At 57.6% G+C, this 18,601-nt stretch carries 10 protein-coding genes; all 10 read left to right on the top strand.

The window, feature by feature from the left end; genetic code table 11:
• The first annotated feature begins 4 nt into the window (after positions 1–4).
• The 10 genes from SBP02_RS18475 (at position 5) to SBP02_RS18430 (ending at position 18,446) form a co-directional block, all read left to right on the top strand.
• Positions 5–1,921 (top strand): DUF262 domain-containing protein, encoded by a 1,917-nt coding sequence (locus SBP02_RS18475; RefSeq protein ID WP_318643855.1) that lies wholly within the window; start codon positions 5–7, stop codon positions 1,919–1,921.
• A gap of 64 nt (positions 1,922–1,985) precedes the next feature.
• The gene (locus tag SBP02_RS18470; protein ID WP_318643854.1) at positions 1,986–3,269 is read left to right on the top strand and encodes a hypothetical protein; all 1,284 of its coding nucleotides are present in this window, start codon (positions 1,986–1,988) and stop codon (positions 3,267–3,269) included.
• A 150-nt stretch (positions 3,270–3,419) separates the two neighbouring features.
• Positions 3,420–4,901, top strand: coding sequence for a sigma-54 interaction domain-containing protein (locus tag SBP02_RS18465; protein WP_318643853.1), 1,482 nt, complete (start codon positions 3,420–3,422; stop codon positions 4,899–4,901).
• Between the two features lie 49 nt (positions 4,902–4,950).
• Positions 4,951–8,331 (top strand): type I restriction endonuclease subunit R, encoded by a 3,381-nt coding sequence (locus SBP02_RS18460; RefSeq protein WP_318643852.1) that lies wholly within the window; start codon positions 4,951–4,953, stop codon positions 8,329–8,331.
• An 8-nt stretch (positions 8,332–8,339) separates the two neighbouring features.
• Positions 8,340–10,472, top strand: coding sequence for a DNA recombination protein RmuC (rmuC, locus tag SBP02_RS18455; protein WP_318643851.1), 2,133 nt, complete (start codon positions 8,340–8,342; stop codon positions 10,470–10,472).
• Positions 10,473–10,504: 32 nt separating this feature from the next.
• Entirely contained in the window at positions 10,505–12,088 is a 1,584-nt protein-coding gene (locus tag SBP02_RS18450; RefSeq protein ID WP_318643850.1) for a type I restriction-modification system subunit M, read from the top strand.
• On the top strand, positions 12,085–13,278 hold the full coding sequence (locus SBP02_RS18445) for a restriction endonuclease subunit S (protein ID WP_318643849.1): 1,194 nt from the start codon (positions 12,085–12,087) through the stop codon (positions 13,276–13,278). Before SBP02_RS18450 ends, SBP02_RS18445 begins: the two co-directional genes overlap by 4 nt.
• A gap of 88 nt (positions 13,279–13,366) precedes the next feature.
• Positions 13,367–13,639: an AAA family ATPase gene (locus SBP02_RS18440; RefSeq protein WP_318643848.1), complete on the top strand. Its 273-nt coding sequence runs from the start codon at positions 13,367–13,369 to the stop codon at positions 13,637–13,639.
• An 89-nt stretch (positions 13,640–13,728) separates the two neighbouring features.
• Complete coding sequence (locus tag SBP02_RS18435; RefSeq protein ID WP_318643847.1) at positions 13,729–16,554, top strand: ATP-dependent DNA helicase; 2,826 nt, start codon at positions 13,729–13,731, stop codon at positions 16,552–16,554.
• Positions 16,551–18,446 carry a DUF7017 domain-containing protein gene (locus SBP02_RS18430; protein ID WP_318643846.1) on the top strand — a complete coding sequence of 632 codons (1,896 nt, stop codon included), beginning with the start codon at positions 16,551–16,553 and terminating at the stop codon, positions 18,444–18,446. Before SBP02_RS18435 ends, SBP02_RS18430 begins: the two co-directional genes overlap by 4 nt.
• Positions 18,447–18,601 lie beyond the last annotated feature (155 nt).

Below are 18,601 nucleotides of genomic sequence, written 5' to 3'. Positions count from 1 at the left end.
AAAGATGGAAGCCAATAGCCGTCCTCTGCTGCGAATCTTCGAACCCACGGTGTGCTACCAGATTCCGCTGTTCCAGCGGCCCTACGTCTGGAAACGTGAGGATAACTGGCAGCCGCTCTGGGAAGACTTCGAGCGCCTGCTCGGCGTGGTGCTGTCTGGCGAGAAGTTGCGCCCGCACTTCCTCGGTGCCGTGGTGCTTGAGCAACTGCGCAATGACACCGGTTCGGTGCAGGGCCGTCAGGTCATTGATGGGCAGCAGCGCTTCACCACCCTGCAACTGCTTCTGATCGCCGCCCGCGACCTGTGCCGCAGCCGGGGCAGCGAGCGCTTTGCCGGCCGCTTCGAGTCGATGGTCTCAAACAGTGACACGATGGTCGATGACCCGTCAGAGGTGCCCAAACTGTTGCCAACCAATGCCGATCGTCATGCGTTTGCCTTGGTGCATGGCGCAGGCAGCCCGGATGCGTTGCTGCAGCAGGCGCGCAAGAAGGGCGTGGACTTCAGCTACGATCAGGGCATCGTCGGCGCCTACCTGTACTTCTATGGGCAGTTCGAGGAGTGGCTGCGGCCGGAGGCTACAGAAGCCGAAGAGTCGCCGGAGAAACAGCTGGATGCGCTTTGGGTCGTGGTTCGCAACGGCTTGCAGTTGGTGGTGATTGATCTCGGCGAAGACGACGAATCGCAAGTGATCTTTGAGACGCTCAACGCACGTGGCACGCAGTTGCTGCCGGCCGACCTGATCAAGAACTTTCTGTTCCGTCGCGCCCTAAGCGAGGGTGGTGATATCGATTCCCTGTACGAAGAGCATTGGGCGGAGTTCGATGGCGAGTTTTGGCGTGAGGAGGTCAAGCAGGGGCGGGAAAACCGTCCGCGCATTGATATCTTCATCCGCCATTTCCTGACCCTGGCGATGCGCCGTGATATTCGTGTCGGGCACATCTTCAACGAATACAAGAACTACGTGCAGTACACCGCCGACTGGGGCTCCTGCTTCATCGATCCGGCCAATTCTGCCAGTGAGCATATGGCTCTGCTCAAGACCTATGCCGAGCATTTCCGCCAGTTCTCTACACCTGCGGCAGGATCTCGTCTGGCCCGTTTTCTGGATCGCCTCGTGGTGATCGATACGTCGACGGTGTATCCGTTGTTGCTGCTGTGTAGCCAGCGATTGCGTCCGCAGCATCAAGATGAGTTCGAGGTGATCCTGACGGTACTCGAGTCCTATCTGTTCCGTCGGATGATCTGTGGCCTGACCACCAAGAACTACAACCGACTATTCCTCGACCTGATCCGTCATCTTGAACGGGAAAAGCAGATTACGGCCCAGCTGGTCGGTGCGTTCCTACTCTCCAGCGAAGGGGAAAGTGTGCGCTTCCCGAAAGACGGCGAGCTGAGCAGTGCGCTACTCGACTACCCGCTTTACCAGTGGTGGCCGCAGTACCGTGTGCGGGCGGTACTCAAGGCCCTGGAGCGGGCGCTGGCGCATGCTAAGAGCGAGGCCGTGAGCCTGCCGGCGGGGTTGACCATCGAGCATATTCTGCCAGTGAAGTGGCAGGAGCACTGGCCGCTGCCCGCTGAGGTGCACAATGATCCCCAGGCGAAGCTGGAATTCAGTCAGCGTCGTGATCGGATCAAGCACACGCTAGGCAATCTGACACTGGTGACCAGTAGCCTGAACCCTGCATTGTCCAACTCCGCTTGGGCAGCCAAGAAGCCGGAGCTCTTGAAGTGGAGCAAGCTGAATCTCAGTCGTGACTTGCATGACCATGAAGAGTGGTCGGAGCAGGAGATTCTCGCCAGGGGTACGGTGCTGGCGAAGTCTGCGATTCAGATCTGGCCCTATCCGGACGTTGAACAGAAGCCACTAGTACGCAAGCATCGCGAGCAGTGTGCGTCAGGAACCCTGCAGCCTTCAGACTAGGCCCCTCTAAGTCATTAACTTGAGAGGGGCTGGCGCGGGAGTTTTTGCAATGGAGAGGCAAGGCATGACCACTTTCACCATCGTCAACGATGACACCCTGTGCGATGCCATTGAGCAGTGCCAGCAGCAGCTTGTTTACGTGGCGCCCGGTATCACTCGGCCGGTCGTTGAGGCTATGCAGCAGCAATTGGCGCGTTCCTTGAGCCTGCAAGTAACACTGATCGTAGATATTGATCCGGAGGTGTACCGACTTGGCTACGGTACGATGGAGGGTTTACAGGCATTGCAAGCTCTGGTTAAGGAGAGTCATCTCGAACTGCGTAAGCAGGCGGGTTTACGTATTGGGCTGCTTATTTGTGATGGGCGGACTCTGGTGTATTCACCAACGCCGCTGCTGATCGAGGCTGGCTCTACCTCTCAGGATAAACCCAATGCAGTGTGGGTTGGCCAGGATATGCCGAAGTCTTTGTCGAAAGCCTGTAATCCTGATGCAGAGGGTGAGATCGGTCTGCAGGCCGCCATCCCTGTGGAGGTAGAGCAGGCTTTGCAGTCACTGAGGAATGAGCCACCCAAGAAGTTCGATATTGCCCGCGTCGAGAGGGTTTATCACTCGAAAATCCAGTTCGTGGAGCTTGAGGTGACCGGTTACCGGTTGTCTTCCAAAAAGATCACTATCCCCAATGATTTGCTGGTGGGTGACGATAAGGCACTCAACGAGAAGCTCAAGAACAGCTTCCAACTGCTGGCCGGTGGCAGTGCACCCAAAGTGCATATCTCAACATTCGATCCAGAAACCGCGGAGCCATGTGTGACACTCGACGGAAAAATTTTGACCGAGGAGTGGGACGAGACGGCGCTAGAAAGCGCGCGGAAGAAACTCTATGAGGACTTTCTGATCAACGTCCCTCGTTTCGGCTGGGTCATCATGTGCCGCCAGCTGCAAAGCTTCGAGAGTCGTCTCGCTTGCTTTAAAGCGCAGGTGGCGGCCTATCGTGAAGCAGTGGAGAAAAGCATGGGGCAATCGCTGGAGAAGGCGATTGCTGAGCTGGTTGACGTGTTACTGCCTCGCATAAAGGAACAGCTGCCCAAGCGTCTGACCAAGTTCATGCACGTCGAGCCGTCGGATGACGACATCAGGTCCGTGTTGGTTCAGGAGCTTAATGGCGTGGTGGGGGGGGTTAGCGGAGTTTTTGCCCCTGAGGTGCGTTGCATCTACAAAGCTGTTACCTACGAGTCGATCAAAGACGAAAAATTCCTGAAATCCATGAAGGAGTCGATGAGGAAAAGTGGTGCTGGCGCGCAGGCCGGGCTGCTGTTTTCCGAATGCGATGCTGCCATGGAAGTGTAATTTCTGAGTCCCGAGCCTCCCTTTCGAACGCTATCACCTCACTCCGCCCGAACCTAACCGGATGGTTTACTATCCCGAAACTGTGAGGCAAAGCACGGTGCTGGGTGATTCGCGCATTTGGAAGCGAGTAAAAACAGAGGGTTAGGTAGCGTGGCTAAAAAGCAGAATGTGCTGCTCTGCTGGGTAGGTGGCAACGACCTCAAGGCACTATCAGGAAGTGATGCAGGGCCTGTGCTTTCGACGCTGAGAGCGGAGACTTTCGACCAGGTTGAACTGCTTTCTTCTTACCCGGCTGCGCAGGTCGAGCCCTACCTGGCTTGGCTGCGTGAACAAGTCGGTGCGCCGATCAATATCGGCTATGAGTCGCTTTCGTCTCCGGTGCATTTCGGAGATATCTACCAGGCTGCCAATGCCCACCTAAAGCGGCTACAGGCCCCTGGCTTACAGCTATCCATTTTGCTCAGTCCTGGCACTCCGGCCATGCAGGCTGTGTGGATTCTGCTCGGCAAAACTCGCTATCCAGTCACCTTCTACCAGTCCTCGTTAGAGCAGGGTGTGCAGAAGGTCGAGGTGCCATTCGAGATCGCAGTGGAATATGTCCCGGCAGCCAACGCCATTACGGGCGACAAGCTGCTTCAGCTTGCTGACGGCCAGGCTCCTGTCAATGCGGCCTTTGACAGCATCGTTACGCAGAGTGAACGCATGCTCAGGCTCAAGGCGCAGGCGCAGGTTCTTGCTCAAAAGCAGGTGCCTGTTCTGATCTATGGCGAAACGGGTACTGGCAAGGAGCTATTCGCCAGAGCGATTCACAATGCCAGTCCCCGTTCATCGGGGCCATTCGTTGCGGTCAACTGCGGCGCTATCCCGCCGGAGCTGATTGACTCCACATTGTTTGGTCATCGCAAAGGCGCGTTCACGGGCGCTGTTGAGAGCCGCGCCGGTGTTTTCCAGCAGGCCGATGGTGGAACCCTGTTCCTGGACGAGTTCGGTGAACTGACTCCCGATGCCCAGGTGCGTCTGCTGCGGGTGCTGCAAGAGGGGGTGGTGACTCCGGTTGGGGGCAGCCAGGAAGTCAGAGTGAATGTGCGATTGGTCACTGCGACTCACCGCAACCTGATGCAAGCCGTGGCAGAAGGTGGCTTCCGGGAAGACCTTTTCTATCGTGTTGCCATCGGAGTCCTGCATCTACCGCCATTACGCGAGCGCGAGGGCGACCTGCTGTTGCTGGCCGACTCTCTGTTGGGGGCAATTGCTGCAGGGGATGCATCGCTAAAGGGTAAGAAAATTTCCGCAGAGGCAAAAAACCTTATCCTCAGCCACCCGTGGAGAGGCAATGTGCGGGAGTTGCAGTCCACCTTGTTGCGCGCCGCCCTCTGGTGCCCGGGTGATGTGATTGGCGCTGCGGATATTGAGCAGGCAATGTTCCAACTGCCTCGTGAGCAGAAGAGCCCCATGTCTCAAGATGTCTCTCAAGGCATTGATTTACAAGAGATAATCTCTGAGGTTGCTGGGCATTATTTACGTCAGGCTCTGAAGCTCACCGGCAAAAATAAGACCCGTGCGGCCAGCCTTCTAGGCCTCAAAAGCCAGCAGACGCTGAGCAACTGGATGGAAAAGTACGGCATCGAATAAAACTTGGCACGGTCCTCGCTCTAGGACCCTCATGGACAGAATCGCCTACATGAAATCATTTAACTTCGAGTTTCTCCGCATCGGCAACGAACTGCTGGCGAACCTCGCTGGCCTCGCCGAAGCCGTTCTGCATATTGATCCGGGCAGCGCGCTCACTCGCCTGCGCAGCTTCGCCGAAGAGCTGACCAAAGCCATCTACAAGGAAGAGCTGCTGCCGCGTATGCCGCAGTCGACTTTCTACGACCTGGTAAAAAACCCGGTGTTCGTCGATTGCGTCAGCAAGCCACTTGTTCACCAGATCAACTTCCTGCGTATCCAGGGTAATGACACGGCACACGGTGCGGAAGGTGACCTGCGCAACGCACAGCTGGCGCTGAAGACCGCCCATCAACTGGCCATGTACATGGCCATCAAGTACTACGGCACCTCGCAGGCCGATATTCCGCCCTTTGCCGAGGTGCAGGATCCAACCGCGACCCTCGCCAGCCTGCAGAAAACCGTCTCCAGCTACGAGAAGGAACTCAATCAGCAGCAGGAAGAGCTGCAACGCGTCATGGAGAAGCTGGAGCAGGAGCGCACCCGCCATCTCGACAAACTGGAACCGCCAGCCAAGCCTGACCAGCAGAAACGTCAGCAGCAGAGCCAGAAGGTAGCCGACAGCCTGCAGTGGAACGAGGCCAAGACCCGCGCCCTGCTGATCGACGCCATGCTGGTGCAGGCGGGCTGGGATATCAGCAACCCCTCGCAGGTCGGTCAGGAAGTGGAGGTCGACTTTCCCGATAACGTTTCCGGCAAGGGTCGTGCGGACTACGTGCTATGGGGCGACAACGGCCAACCGCTGGCCGTGATCGAGGCCAAGAAATCCGGCAATGTCAGCCTGCAGGCCGGGCGAGAGCAGGCTCGCATGTATGCCGACGGCTTTGAGCGTATGGGCATGCAGCGCCCGGTGATTTTCTACAGCAATGGCTACGAAACCTTCATCTGGGACGACGCGCAGTACAACACCTATCGCCCGGTGTATGGCCTCTACAGCAAAGACAGCCTCGAATACCTGATCTACCAGCGCCAATACCGCAAACCGGAGCTGGAACGCCACAACCCTGATCTGAACATCGCTGACCGTCCCTATCAGATCGAAGCGATCAAAACGGTCGCCGCTCACTTCCAACAGCAACGTCGCCGCGCGCTGATCATCCAGGCCACCGGCACCGGCAAGACCCGCGTGGCCATTGCGCTGGCCGAACTGCTGCTACGCACCGGTTGGGCCAAGCGCGTGCTGTTCCTGTGTGACCGCAAGGAGCTGCGCGTGCAGGCCGATGAGGCCTTTAAGCAGAACCTGCCCAGCGAGCCGCGCTGCGTGATCGGTGAAACCAACAAGGTCGATCAGACCGCACGTGTCTACATCGCCACCTACCCGGGCATGATGAACCGCTTCGCCCAGCTCGATGTGGGCTTCTTCGACCTGATCATCGCCGACGAGAGCCACCGCAGCATCTACAACAAGTACCGCGACCTGTTCGACTACTTCGATGCTTTGCAGGTAGGCCTCACCGCCACCCCGGTGAAGTTCATCAGCCGCAACACCTTCGACATGTTCGACTGCGAGACCACCGACCCGACCTTCGAGTTCGGCCTCGATGCCGCCATCAACAACGATCCGCCTTACCTGGTGCCGTTCCGCGTCAAAGACCTCACCACCGACTTCCTGCGCGATGGCATCCACTACAACGACCTGAGCGAGGAACAGCAGCGCCAGCTCGAAGAAGACCTCGGCGAGGAGGAGGCCAAACGCACCACCATCGCCGGCAAGGACATCGGTCGCAAGATCTTCAGCGAAGACACCGACCGCATCATCCTGGAAAACCTGATCAACAACGGCATCAAGGACGAGACCGGCTCACTGGTCGGCAAGACCATCGTCTTCGCCCAGCGTCAGGACCATGCCGAGCACCTGGAAAAGCTCTTCTGCAAGCTCTACCCGCAGCACGGCAGCAAGGTCTGCAAGGTCATCCACAACCAAATCCCGCACGTGGATACCCTGATCAAGGAATTCAAAAAGCCGGACAACGACTTCCGCATCGCCATCTCGGTGGACATGCTCGACACCGGCATCGACGTGCCCGAAGTGGTCAACCTGGTCTTCGCCAAACCGGTCAAATCCTGGGTGAAGTTCTGGCAGATGATCGGTCGCGGCACACGCCTGCGCCCCAACCTGTTTGGTCAGGGCAAGCACAAGACCGAGTTCCTCATCTTCGATCATTACGGCAACTTCGACTTCTTCGAGCAGGAGTACGAAGAGCCGGACGACCAGGGCGGCAAGTCGCTCCTGCAGACCACCTTCGAAGCGCGCCTGGAGCTGGCGCAGGCCGCTCTCAAGCACAACCATGCTGCTGCCTTCGATGTCGCTATCGAGCTGCTGCGTGCCGACATCAACGACCTGCCGGAGAGCAGCGTTGCCGTCAAACGCGAGCTGCGTGCCGTGCACCAGTTGCAGCAGGGCGACCAGCTGCAAAAGTTCGACGCCAAGATCCAGCACCTGCTGGCGACCACCATCGCTCCGCTGATGTCGGCTCGTGTGCTGCGCGACAAACATGCCACCGCGCTCGACAAACTCATCGCCGGTATCGAGCGCTGCCTGGTGGAACAGGCAAGCTGTTTCGAGGATGGCAAGATCACCCTGCTGGAAGAGATCGACAAGCTCGCCATCAACATCCAGGCCGTGCGCCAGAAGGATGCCCTGATCGCGGAGGTTCGCAGCGCGGACTTCTGGCTCAACGCCAACGTGGGCAAGCTGGAGCGCGCCCGGCAGGAGCTGCGGGGCATCATGAAATACCGCCAAACCGGTGGCACGGACGGTTATGCCATGCCCAGCACAGGTACCCGTGATACCGGCGTAGAGGCTAATGAGCGCAAGGTCACCATTGCCGGCGCCAACGAGGCGCTGGCTTACCGTCGCCGCCTCAAGGACATCCTCGACGGCATGCTGACCGCCAACCCGACCCTGCAGAAAATCCACAAGGGCGAGCCGATTGCCGAACAGGAGTTGAACTCGCTGACCTCGACCATCCTCACCAGCCACCCCGGCGTCAGCCTGCAGGTGCTCAACGAGTTCTATGGCCGCACCGCCAGCGAGCTGCAGTTGACCGTGCGCGAGCTGATCGGCCTGGATGTACAGGCCATCGAGCAGCATTTCGCCCAGTTCCTGCATACCCACCCCAGCCTCACGGCCCAGCAGGTGCGCTTTATGAACCTGCTGAAAAGCTACATCGCCCAGCACGGCAGCATCGTCATCGAAAAGCTCTACGACGCTCCATTCTCCAGCATTTCCCACGAAGGCATCGACGGTGTGTTTAGCCCTGCCGATGTGGGTGAGCTGGTGGCCGTGCTCAAGCCCTTCTTGCGCGGGGAAACCCCGCCCACCAGTCACTAGGAGTGCACATGCAAGCCAGTCAATGGACTACCGATATCTTCGTTATCACAGCTGTACTCGCACTGGCTTGTACGTTGCTGGGTTATTTCTTCTCGGCATTGCGTCAGGGCCGGCAACTCAGTCTGCTGGCGGCCCAGCTTGAGCGGGCTCAGCAGGCTCAAGCGACTGCAGCCGCAGACAGTGTTGCGCTAAGTAATCAGCTCAAGGCCGCAGAAGCGCGCACCCATGAGCTGCAGGTCGCAGAAAGCACCCTGAAAGCCAAGCTGCAGGCCGCCTTCGACAATGAGGCACGCCTGAATAAGGAGCAGCAAGAGAGCAAAGATGCTCGCACTGCATTACAGGTGAAGCTGGACGATACGAGCAGGCAGCATCACGAAGCTGCCAAGCGCCTAGAAACAGCCCAAGCCGAAGGCCGCGCTCTGCAAGAGCAAACCAATGATCTACGAGATCGCTTGGCTGCTGCGCAATCGATCAGCACCTCGCTGCAAAGTGAGCGCGACACCCTCAAGGACGAGCTGGCAAATCTGGATGCCAGCGCCAAGGTGGCCGCAACGGGCGAGCGAGAGGCCCGTGAGCAACTGGCTGAAACTCGCCAGAAGATGGCCACTCAGGCTCAGGACTACAACGAGCTGCTGGGGCGTTATCAGCCGCTCAGTAATCAACATGCCGAGCTCAAAACGTCTCTACAGAAGCGTGAGGAACTGGTAGCTGAGTTGCGAGACCGTCTGGCCCAGTCCCAGACCACTAACGAGCAGCTGCATGCAGATCGTGATCGCCTGAAGGATGAGCTGGCCACCGAGGGCAAGCGCGCCAAGTCGCTGGAGACCTCCGAGCGCGATGCACGCGGGCAGTTGACTGAAACCAAGCAGCACCTGACTGAGCAGGTAAAAGCGTTCGGCGAACTTCAGGGGCGTTTCAACACGCTGTCATCCGAGCACACCGAGCTCAAAACCACGCTGAGCCAGCGCGAGGAGAACTTCCAGGAGCAGATGACGCAACTGGCCGATGCGCGCAAGTCGCTGACTCAGGAGTTCGAGAACCTGGCCAACAAGATTTTCGAGGAGAAGGGCAAGACCTTCACCCAGACCAGTCAGACCAGTATCGACGGGATGCTCAAGCCGTTCCGCGAGCAGATCGAAGGCTTCCAGAAGCGCATCAACGAAGTTCACGATGCGTCCCTGCAGGGCAACACCAGTCTCAACTCTGAAATCAAAAAGGTGTTGGAAATCGGCCTGCAGATGAGCAAAGAGGCCAACAACCTCACCTCCGCGCTCAAGGGCGACTCCCAGCAGCGCGGCGCCTGGGGCGAGGCGCAACTGCGCCGCACGCTGGAAATGAGTGGCCTGATCGAAGAGGCACACTACGAAGTGCAGAGCGCCTTCAAGGATGCCGAAGGTAAGAGCAAGCAGACCGATTACCTGATCAAGCTGCCCGATGGCAAACACATCATCATCGATAGCAAGGTCTCACTGGTTGCCTACGACCGTGCTGTTTCCGCGGAGACCAGCAGTGAGTCTCAACAGGCCATGGTTGAGCACGTCAAAGCGGTTCGCCGGCACATCGATGACCTGGCTTCCAAGGATTACACCAACCTCGTTGGGATGCGCAGCCCCAGCTTCGTGCTGATGTTCATGCCCATCGAGCCGGCCTACATCGAGGCCATGAAACACAACAAGGATCTGTTCGAGTACGGCTACAAGAAGGGCATCGTCCTGGTTTCCCACACCACCCTGATCCCGATCCTGCGCACCGTTTCCAACCTGTGGATGATCGAGCGCAGCAATGCCGAAGCGCGCGAGATCAGCGAGAAGGCCGGCGAGATCTACAACCAGGTCTGCACCGTGGCCGAGCGCCTCGGTAAGCTGGGAGGCACCCTCAATACCGTGAGCAACCACTACAACGACACTGTCAAGGCACTGGCGGGCAAGCAAGGCCTGTACGGCAAGGTGGAGCGCTTCAACAAGTTGTCGGCCAAGGTCAGCAAGACGCTGCCGGCGCTGGAGCCAACCCATATGGATTTCGAAAGCGAGCGACTCTCGCTGATCGTCGAGGCGCTGGACGAAGTGGATGACTCCGCCGCAGAGCTGCCACAGCAGATAAATCACAACGGTCACGACAGCGAAGCGCTGCCGCAGGTCTAATCCCCCATTTTTTTACGAGAGAAGTACCTCGCATGCTCACCGGCAAAATCCGCAACGATATCGACAAGCTCTGGGAAAAGTTCTGGACCGGCGGCATCACTAACCCGCTGACCGTGATCGAGCAGATCAGCTACCTGATGTTCGCCCGCATGCTCGACATGCAGGAGGACGTGGCCGAGCGCAAAGCCAACCGCACCGGCAAAGCCTTCGACCGCCTGTTCCCCAATACCCCGGACGGCCAACTGCTGCGCTGGAAGAACTTCCGCAACATGAGCGGCAAGGAGCTCCACAGCCACCTCAAGCAGAAGGTCTATCCGTTCTTCGCCCAACTCGGCAGCGCCGAGGGCGAGGGTGGCGAGCGTGAAGGCCTCGGCCATATCAGCGAGTACATGCAGGACGCCGATCTGGAGATCAAGAACGAGTCCGTACTCACCTCCGCCGTGGAAATGGTCAACGACCTGCCGCTGACCCAGAGCGACGTGAAGGGCGATATCTACGAATACCTGCTGAGCAAGCTCACCACCGCCGGCATCAACGGCCAGTTCCGCACGCCGCGCCATATCATCGACGCGATGATCGAGCTGATTGCTCCGCTACCGACCGATGTGATCTGCGACCCGGCCTGTGGCACTGCCGGCTTCCTCGCCCGCACCATGGAATACCTCAACCGCGTGCATTCCAGCCCGGAAGGTACCTTCACCGACGAAGACGGCAACCTGCATTACTCAGGCGACCTGCTCGAACCCTACCGCCAGCACATCAACAGCCAGATGTTCTGGGGCTTCGACTTCGACACCACCATGCTGCGCGTCTCCAGCATGAATATGATGCTCCACGGCGTGAACGGCGCGAACATCCGCTACCAGGACTCCCTGAGCAAATCCATCAAGGAGCACTACCCGTGCCAGGAGCAGGACTTCTTCGACGTGGTGCTGGCCAACCCGCCGTTCAAAGGCAGTCTGGACGAAACCAACACCAACCCCGACGTGCTCGGCCTGGTGAAAACCAAGAAGACCGAGTTGCTGTTCGTCGCCCATATCCTCCGCTCGCTCAAGCTCGGCGGCCGTGCCGCCGTGATCGTGCCGGACGGTGTGCTGTTCGGCTCATCCAAGGCCCACCAGCAGCTGCGCCAGGAGCTGCTCGACAACAACCAACTGGAAGGCATCGTCAGCCTGCCCAGTGGCGTGTTCAAACCCTACGCCGGCGTCAGCACCGCCATCCTGATTTTCACCAAGGGTGGCAGCACCGAGCACGTATGGTTCTACGACCTGCAGGCCGACGGCTACTCGCTGGACGACAAGCGCACCGAGCTGAAAGGCGAGGGCAGCAACGACCTGCCCGATGCCATTGCCCAGTGGCACAAATACCGGCAGATGGTCGAGGCCAATTTCAGCGCCAGCACCATCAACACACTGTTTGGCGACAAGCGCAAAAAGGCCTTTGTCGTGCCGGCTGAGGACATCGCTGCCAATAAGTACGACCTCTCCATCAATCGCTACAAGGAAGTGGAGTACCAGCAGGAGCAGTACGAAGACCCGAAGGTGATTCTGCAACGGCTGAAAGGGCTGGAGCAGGAGATTCTGGCGGATCTGGATGAGTTGGAGGGGATGCTGTGAGTTGGAAAAGTGTAGCGCTGGCTGATGTGTCAGATGTCTTCAATGGTAAAACTCCTTCTAAGGGTGATCAAAGGGGTGTTGGCCATCCAGTTCTTAAGATCAAGGATGTTGGCGAAAATGGATCTTTTAAAGGTCCGTTCGAGTCTTTTGTTGATCCCGGACTGGCCGACAAGTTCTCAGATAAACATCTTGAGCTTGATGACTCGTTAATTTTGAATGCAGCACATAATTCGGATTATGTTGGCAGTAAACAGTATCGTGCTGAACAGGCAGTCGTTGGGTCTTTGCCTACCGGTGAATGGTTAATTGCTCGGGCGAATACAGAAAAGCTAAATCCAAGGTTTCTCAACTATTGGTTGCAGTCGCCGCAGGCTCGATTTCAGATCAAGCAATTGGTAAAAGGGATTCATCTTTATCCGAAAGATGTCATGAGGTTGGAAATACCTCTCCCACCCCTGCCCGAACAAAAGCGCATCGCAGCCATCCTCGACAAGGCCGACGCTATCCGCCGCAAACGCCAGCAAGCCATCCAGCTCGCCGACGACTTCCTCCGTGCCCTGTTTCTGGACATGTTCGGCGACCCGGTGACCAATCCGAAGGGGTGGGAGGTAAGACCGAGTGGCGAGCTCTTCAGTGTGCCACCAAGAATAGGAACAACTACGCCTGCCGATGGTCAGGGTTATTTGGTCGTCCGTGTAGGCGAAATTGGAAAGCTAGATATTAACTTTAGTAAGTGCGGGCGTGCTCAACTAAAAGATTCCGAGCTTGAGAGGTTTATTCTCCGCTCTGGCGATACTGTGCTGGCAAGAGCTATTGGGTCGAAGAAGCAACTAGGTAAGGCTTCGTTTTTCTCAGGATATTCAGAGGACGTTTATATAGATTCTCATGTAATGAGGCTGAGGCCAAACGTCAAGATGTGTAATCCCGAGTGGTTTTATCGATTTGTCTCCTCTGATGGTGGAAAGTCGTTACTGCAAAAGGCAGGTGGGGAAACTGCAGTTCAATTCAATATAAATGCTAAGCAAGCGGCTTCTATATTAATTCCTTTGCCGCCAATTGAACTTCAGAATGAGTTTATCGTTTTTTGCCAGAGGCACTCGAAAAGTAAGACTCATTTATCAAAGCAAGCTGGCGACTTTGAAATGTTGTTTTCATCTCTCAGTCAAAAAGCCTTCTCTGGCCAGCTATAGATAAGGAAATCCCCATGCGCCTCAAGTCCGTCAAGCTCACAAATTTTCGCGGCTACCGTAAACCACCGTCATTCCCATCGACGAAGCCATGACCGGCATCGTCGGGCGCAATGATTATGGCAAATCGACCATCCTCGAAGCCTTGGCGATCTTCTTCGAGAGCGGCGACGTCAAGGCCGACAAAAGCGATATGAACTGCTTCAGCCTGGCCGAGGGCGACGAGCAGTTCGAGATGGCCTGTGAGTTTGATGGCCTGCCGGCAGTAAGCGGGCTGGCAAACATCTCTTGGACGCAAGTCGTTGGCGGGTTACTCATGCCCACCGCAGCACAGGCCATGTTGCCGGTCGTCAGCCGGCTTTAGGACGATATTCCGCATCCTGAAGGGTGCGCCGGGATGCTATAGGAATCGATTGATCGTAGAGTTGTTGCCCAGTCGAGTAAGGAAAATGAATGGTTTCGGATAGCTTTCTCCCGCTGAAGTCTCGCTGGCCCGAGCTGTATCAGCATGCCTCGCTCGCTGAGCGCTATGTGTTTGCCGACCCGCACACCGTTGCCATCAAGCTGCGTTGCTTTGCTGAGGTGCTGGTTGGCGTGCTCTACCGGGATTTGCGCCTGCCCTGTGAGCCGAGCGATGGGTTCTTTGAGAAGCTCAAGTATCCGGCCTTTCAAGAGGCGGTCGGCGACATCGTGCTGCAAAAGCTGCACGCGCTGCGGATGATCGGTAATAAAGCCGCCCATGGCGGTTTTATCGACGACAGCGTCTCGCTTGCCCTGATTGGGGATGCGTATCTGATCGGCCAGTGGTTCTACAAAACCTATAGCGGTGAATCTGCCGACACCTATCCGCCGTTCACGGCCCCTGTCGAAGCCACGGAGCAGGGCAGCCCTGCAGAAGACCGTGCCGAGCAGTTGGCCTTGGCGAAAGACGAGTTGAGCCGCCTGGAGGCAGCAGAGAAAGCCGCTCAGGCTGAAGCCGCATCAATCTCCTCTGCACCTGATCAGGCTAGGCTGGATGATTTCAAATGCGCCTCGGCTCAGGCCTCGGGCGGCATCGATTTCAACGCAGCAAACACGCGTCGGCATCTCAGCATTCACGATGCCTTTGCCGGCTATACGCTGACCAGCGGGCAGGCGGAGCTGGTCAAGCAGATCGAGCGCTTCCTCGGTAGCAAGACGGAGAGCGTGTTCCTTCTCAAAGGCTACGCGGGTACGGGTAAAACCTTTATCACCAAGGGCCTGACCGAGTATTTCCGAGCGATTGGTCGCAACTACGTGCTCGCCGCACCCACCGGCAAGGCGTCGAAGGTCATCGCCAGCAAAACCCAGTCGCAAGCCTACACGCTGCATAAGACCATCTATTCCTTCGACGATATTGCCGAGTATCGCGACGAAGACACTGACGGCACCGAGACCTTCAAGTTCTACGCGCAGCTGGCGGTGAACTGCCTGTCAGCCGATACGGTGTACATCGTGGACGAAGCGTCCATGGTGCCCGATATCTACCAGGAGGCTGAGTTCTTCCGCTTCGGCACGGGTTACCTGCTGGCTGACTTCCTGAAGTTTGTGAATCTGGACCATAACGATCACAGCAAGAAGGTGATTTTCATCGGCGACGACGCGCAGCTGCCGCCGGTGGGGATGAACTTCTCACCTGCTTTGGATGCGGAGTATCTGTTTCGCCATCACCACGCACGTGCTACCTGCTATGAGTTGTCTGAGGTGGTGCGGCAGAAATCGGAAAGCGGCGTCATCGCCAATGCACTGCCGCTTCGGCAGTCCTTGCAGACCAAGGTGTTCAATCGCCTGACGATGGACTTTGGCTATCCGGACGTTGAGAAGGTGGAGCATCAGGCGCTGTTGCAGCGTTACCTTGAGTCTTGCGGCGGCAAGATCAATGGCGAATCCATCGTCATCGCCCATTCGAACTCTGACGTTGGCGATTACAACCGGCAAATTCGCGAACACTTTTTCCCTGGCTGCGCGGAGGTGATGCCGGGCGACAAGGTGATGGCCATCTCTAACAACAGCACCTACGGGTTGTTCATCTCCAACGGTGACTTCGGTGTGATACGTCAGGTGCTTGGGGCCGCCGAAAAGCGGACCGTGACCTTGAAAAGGAAAAATCCGGACACCGGCTCGCTTGAGGAAATACCCGTTTCTCTGCTGTTCAAGGATGTAGTCGTCGGCTTCAGGGATCTTGATGGTACCCCCCGGTTTTTCCAGGCCAAGATCATTGAGGATCTGCTGTATAGCAAGGAGCTGGCGCTCTCCTCGGACGAGCATAAGGCTCTCTACCTCGACTTCTGCATGCGCAACCGGGACTTGAACAGCAAGAGTACGGCGTTCAAGCACGCCTTGAAGGCGGACCCGTATTTCAATGCCTTGAGGCTCAAGTTCGGTTACGCCATCACCTGCCACAAGGCGCAGGGCAGTGAGTGGAACCATGTGTTTGTGAAATGCAAAAGCCACCAAAGCCAGCTGACGGCGGAGTATTTCCGCTGGCTCTACACTGCGATCACGCGAACGGCGCGTCACCTGTATCTGCTCGACCCTCCGAACCACCAACCGTGGAGTGGTATTCAGATGGTGGTCAATCCGGCGCTGGAGATGCTCGGCGCGGCGCCCAGCATGCCCGCGGCTCCGGCTCCGGCTCCGGCTCCCGGCGTTGCTGCGTCAGCATCTGCAGCGGTTGCCCCTGCGCCGCAATCCGAAACATTTGGCATGCCCGCCAGCGCAACAACGCTGCTCGCGTTGCTGGCCGAGGTGCGCAGGTTGATTGCCGGGCGGGGGATCAGTATCGAGGACGTCCTCCATCACCAGTACCAGGAGGTTTACCTCTTCAGCCGTGAGGCGGAGTCTGCTCGTATAGACATTGCCTATAACGGCAAGAGCAAGGTTACCGGTGTAGCGGCTCCTTATCTCTCCGAGTTGAGCAGCGAGCTGAGTGCTGTGTTGGCCGCGCTCAAGGGCCTGCCGCTTGCGGATGGCGGGACTGCAGGGGTTGCCGATGCCCATTTCGCCAAGCCGTTCCTTAATGAGCTCCATGCCAAGGTGCTCGGCCTGTGCGCTGGCAGTGGTATCACACTGCAGAAGGTTGTTGAGCTGCAATGGTGCCAGCGCTACAGCTTTGCCCGCGATGGTGCCGTGGCCGTTTATGACATCTGGTACAACGGCAAAGACCAGTTCACGAAATGCCAGCCCGTGGTCGCAGCGTGCTCCCCGGGCACCTTGGCCGCTGAGGTGGGGCAGCTTCTTACGGCAGGTATGCAGGCATGATTAGCAACAAGGAGGTTTTCGCCAAGCGCAGGGAAGGGGCGATCGACGAAGCCTACAAGATGGCACTTGAGTTGATGGCTGCGCCGCAGGTCGATGACTGGGACCGCAAGGCATTTGCCTGGTGCCTGATCGACCTGATCAAGCGGGACGTCAAGGATGGGCAGCTGGAGAACCTGCCGCACTATCGCAGTCAGCTGGAGAGCATTGTTGTCGATCCTGCTGACGATGTGCTGAGTAAAGGGGTTCGCCATGCGCTATCGCTGTGCAATCCCTTTGGTCAGCAGATCAGCGAGGCCAAGGCGCTCAGCAAGAGCGGGCAGCACGCGCAAGCTGCTGCAATCTACCGCAAGGTATGGATGAACGGCGCTGCCGATCAGGATATCCAGACCAGCTTCGGCTGGGAGCTTTACCAGCACACCAAGGCGCTGATGGCCGGGGAGAACTTCAACGTTGGTGAGGCCAAGCGTAATTTAAGTGACTACCTCAAGCTGGCGATCGAAAAGCCCTCTTCGCTCCACTCTCGCATATTGCAGTTAGCCGCCAAGCTGGCCGGGCAGGACAAGCTGAAAATGCTGGCCTTTTCCCGCCATTGGAATCTCCAGCATCTGCGCGAGGACGACTATGAGCGCTATCGCGCCGAGGATGGCAGGGAGTTTCCGTCACTGGCTGAGAAGGTCATCCAGCAGGCTGGCAAGGAAGCGGCTGCTGCCGATGATGCGGACGGGCAGGCGTACATGCTGCCCTTCATTGATAGTGCCATGGGGCGCTTTCCGGACAACGTATTTCTCAAACTGAACAAGGCCAAGCTATTGCTGGCGCTGGGCAGGCATGACGAGGCTCTGGCTTTTGGGATTGCTGTGACCAAGGCCAAGTCAAACGATTACTGGGCCTGGGGGCTGCTGGGTGACATTGTCTCGCAGAAGGATCCGGATGCTGCGTTGGGCTGTTACTGCAAGGCGCTGACTTGCCCGGCAGAGGACAAGTTCACTGGGAAAATCCGCCTGGAAGTCGCCGAGCGCATGCTGGAGGCCAATGACCATGCTGCAGCCAAGCACGAAGTCGAAGCCATTATTCGAGCCAAGGAGCAGGAGGGTTACAAGATCCCCGAGGTCGTTGCCAGCATTGCCGCGCAGGACTGGTTTGCCGGGGTTCAGGCCAAGGCATCCAACCGTGACTACTACAGGCTTCATGCAAAGGCGGCTGAGGCGCTGCTGTTCAATGACCTGCCCTGGATTGATGCCTGTCTGGGCGAGACCTTTGTCGTGCCGGGCAGGGAGAACAAGCCCAAGCGAAAGGTTTTCCTGAAAACGGGCTCAATCCCCTCGGAGGTGTCGATTCCTGAGTCAAAGGTCGCGCGGATGAGTCTGGCGGCCGGAGATGCCGTCAGGGTCAAGGGCGAGTTTGATGAGCAGCAGCGCTTCAACCTGTTTGTGCTGGAGCGTCGGGCTGGCGCTACTCCATGGGATGTTGCACCCGAGCTTTTAGGGGTTGTAAATCAGGTGAATGAGAGCAAGCAGGTCATTCGCTACATCGTCAGCCGGGAGATCAATGGCGAGATTCCGATGTCGGCATTGCCGTGTGCGTTTGCCGAGGGCGATGCCATCGAGGTGCAGCTGGTTCGCTATGTTTCGAAGCGTGGTCCCCAATACCGCGTGCTTGCCGCAAAGACGAGCGAAAAAGTGCCAGGCGATCTGTTGCGCAAGGACTTCACCGAGGAGGTTCGCGTCTCCAACGGCATGGGCTTTACCCCGAGCGAAATATTTATTCCTCCGCCGTTGGTGGAGAGCTGCGAGATCGAAGACGGTCAGCAGGTTTCCGGTACAGCAGTACAGGTCTACAACAAGAAGCGTGAAAGCTGGGGATGGAAGGCCGTGTCCATTCAACCGTTGTAGGCGGCTACTCGCTGGTCTTTCTCTGGCTCTTTTGAGCGTTCACAAATAATTGCGAAAGAAAATTCTGCAGTCCGGCTTTTGCAAGGCAGCACCCCTTGCGGCCGCTCCAAGCCTGATCGTTGGGGCGCTTCCACTGTTGGGTTACGCGCCGTGGG

It is taken from the genome of Pseudomonas benzenivorans (assembly GCF_033547155.1).
GTDB lineage: Bacteria > Pseudomonadota > Gammaproteobacteria > Pseudomonadales > Pseudomonadaceae > Aquipseudomonas > Aquipseudomonas benzenivorans_B.
The sequence above is the reverse complement of the archived record's forward strand: the minus strand, read 5'-3'. Positions and strand labels throughout refer to the sequence as shown.

Excerpts from the sequence above, each read along its gene's own strand:
- SBP02_RS18475 (WP_318643855.1), top strand. The coding sequence starts at position 5 with ATGGAAGCCAATAGCCGTCCTCTGCTGCGAATCTTCGAACCCACGGTG.
- SBP02_RS18470 (WP_318643854.1), top strand. The coding sequence starts at position 1,986 with ATGACCACTTTCACCATCGTCAACGATGACACCCTGTGCGATGCCATT.
- SBP02_RS18460 (WP_318643852.1), top strand. The coding sequence starts at position 4,951 with ATGAAATCATTTAACTTCGAGTTTCTCCGCATCGGCAACGAACTGCTG.
- rmuC (WP_318643851.1), top strand. The coding sequence starts at position 8,340 with ATGCAAGCCAGTCAATGGACTACCGATATCTTCGTTATCACAGCTGTA.
- SBP02_RS18450 (WP_318643850.1), top strand. The coding sequence starts at position 10,505 with ATGCTCACCGGCAAAATCCGCAACGATATCGACAAGCTCTGGGAAAAG.
- SBP02_RS18440 (WP_318643848.1), top strand. The coding sequence starts at position 13,367 with ATGACCGGCATCGTCGGGCGCAATGATTATGGCAAATCGACCATCCTC.
- SBP02_RS18435 (WP_318643847.1), top strand. The coding sequence starts at position 13,729 with ATGGTTTCGGATAGCTTTCTCCCGCTGAAGTCTCGCTGGCCCGAGCTG.
- SBP02_RS18430 (WP_318643846.1), top strand. The coding sequence starts at position 16,551 with ATGATTAGCAACAAGGAGGTTTTCGCCAAGCGCAGGGAAGGGGCGATC.